The organism is Variovorax robiniae (assembly GCF_037889955.1).
GTDB classification, from domain to species: Bacteria; Pseudomonadota; Gammaproteobacteria; order Burkholderiales; family Burkholderiaceae_C; genus Variovorax; species Variovorax robiniae.
In genome coordinates this window covers 1-2,049 of sequence record NZ_JBBKZS010000080.1, presented here as the reverse complement: position 1 = coordinate 2,049, position 2,049 = coordinate 1, and the positions used below count along the sequence as shown (strand labels likewise).

General features: G+C 69.1%; 2 protein-coding genes. Both read right to left on the bottom strand.

The annotated features are described in order from the left end of the window. Window positions 1-51 precede the first annotated feature (51 nt). The gene (locus WKW79_RS36890; protein ID WP_340340173.1) at window positions 52-585 is read right to left on the bottom strand and encodes a hypothetical protein; all 534 of its coding nucleotides are present in this window, start codon (window positions 583-585) and stop codon (window positions 52-54) included. Then, on the bottom strand, window positions 582-2,049 hold a 1,468-nt coding region (gene tnpC / locus WKW79_RS36885; RefSeq protein WP_340340172.1), incomplete at its 5' end, for an IS66 family transposase. The genes tnpC and WKW79_RS36890, both read right to left, overlap by 4 nt.

The following is a 2,049-nucleotide window of genomic DNA, read 5'->3' as shown; positions in this document are numbered from 1 at the left end:
GTGTCTGTCCGGTCTTCCCCGTCGCTTGACGACGGAGAAGCGGCGTGTCAGTCAGATGTCGATGACCCGCCGCAGGTGTCCGTAGGACACGCTCCAGGAGGCCTCTCCCGTGTCGATGGTGGCGGTCTTGGGGTTGCTGCGGGTGATGACGCCGACGTGCGTCTGCAAATGACGATCGGTGAAGGAGACCTTGTCGCCGCGCGCGAAGTCAGCGCGTGTGGGTCTCGGGGCAGCAGGAGGCGTGGGTTGCGCCGGCGGTGTTGCGGGGCCCGGTTGCGCTGCGGACTGCGGCGGCTCGATCGCTGCGTAGGGCAACTTCCAATGCACTCGCTGCTGCGTGTCATGCAACGTCACCTGCGCATCGCGCATCTCGATGATGCGCCCCTCACGCATCGTGTCGCGGCGGCCATCGTAGAAACGCACGACCTGTCCGAGGTGCAGATCACGGCGCACGGCCACGATGCGCCGCGGGTCCGTCATCAGTCGCTCCACGAGCGCGCTGAGTTGGTACAACTCGAGGCTCGTCGCCTGGTTCAGCGCGTCGATCAGCGTGGCGTCTTGCATCGGCGGCGTGCGCGTATTCATGCCGGCCTCCAGTTCATCGGCAGCAACTCCTCCAGCCGGTCCTGGCGATGGCCGTTGATGCGCTGGAGCACGTCGCGCAGGTACGCGTAGGGCTCCACGCCGTTGAGCCGTGCCGTCTCGATGAGGCTGAAGGCAACCGCCGCCGCGCGCCCGCCGCGCTCGGAGCCCGCGAAGAGCCAGTTCTTCCTCGACAGGGCCACTGGTTTCATTGCACGCTCGCTGATGTTGTTGTCCGCCTCCAGGATGCCGTGCTCGATGAAGGTGTTGAGCGCCGCCCAGTTGCTCAGGGCATAGCCGAAGGCCTCGCCCAGCGGCGACTTGGGCAGCACCGTGGGCGCGTGGCCGCTGAGCCAGCGGTGGAACTCGACCATCAGGGGCCGGGTCTCGAGTTGACGCACGCGCAGGCGCTCGTCAGGGTCGGCCCCGCGGATCTCGCCCTCGATGCGGTAGACCTCGGCGAAGTAACGCATCGCCTCGTGCGCGAGCCCCGGCGGCGAGCCCTTGGGCGCATCCTTGACGATCTTCGCGAAGCGCCTCCTCGCATGCACCAGGCAGGCCGCGTGCACGACGCCCGAGCGGAACGACGCGGCATAGCCGGAGAAATCGTCAGCTTGCAGGAAGCCCCGCCAGGCGCCCAGCATGTGCCGGGCGTGCGAACCCGACCGGTCGGTGGTGAAGTCATACAGTGCCGCCGGCGCCACGCGGCGCCAGCGCCCCTCGGGGTCTGGCAGCCAGCCGCCGGCCAGATAGACCCACAGCCGCGCCGTGATGGTCTTGCCTTGGGACTCGCCGCGTGGCGCCTTCAGCGCGAGGGTCGTGTCGTCGGTGAAGATGACGGCGCTGCCCAGCACGTGGCGCTTGAGCGGCACCATCAGCGGGGCGAGCAGTTCGGCCGTGCCCAGCGTCCAGTCGCACAGCGTCTGGCGCGAGCGCCGCACGCCGTGCCTGGCGAGTCCCCGTTCCTGCCGAGCGAGGGGGCTGTGGTCCGCGTACTTCGACACCGTCACGTAGGCAAGCAGCCCCGCGCCGGCGTTGCTGCGCACGAGTGGCGACGCCTGTGCCCACGCGGTGCGGATCGTGCTGCGCCCGGCCTCGTCTTCGCACCGGTACTTCAGCCGCGCATGCTGCAACACCTCGAGCCTGGCCGGCGTGTATTCCAGCGTCTCGGACACTTCCTCGCCAATGCGCACGACGCGTGCGAAGCCGGCCTTGTCCTCGTCGCTGAGGTCGTATTCGACGCGTCGGCGCGGCAAGCTCTCATCGATGGCCGGGCGGCCCTGGCGGCGGCGCCGGTGGCCCTTGACCTCGTCGAGTTGTTCGGGTGGCACCGGGAGCTCGACGACGTCTTGCCAGAGTTCGGGCTGCAGCACCGCGAGCGCTTCGCTGCGGGCGCCGAACACCCGGCGCTTGAACTCGGCCAACTGCGCGGCCAGCGAGCTCATCTGCTGGTTCGCCTGTGCCCGC

Bases quoted from the DNA above. Each gene is read 5' to 3' on its own strand.
- WKW79_RS36890 (WP_340340173.1), bottom strand. From the start codon at position 585: ATGAATACGCGCACGCCGCCGATGCAAGACGCCACGCTGATCGACGCG.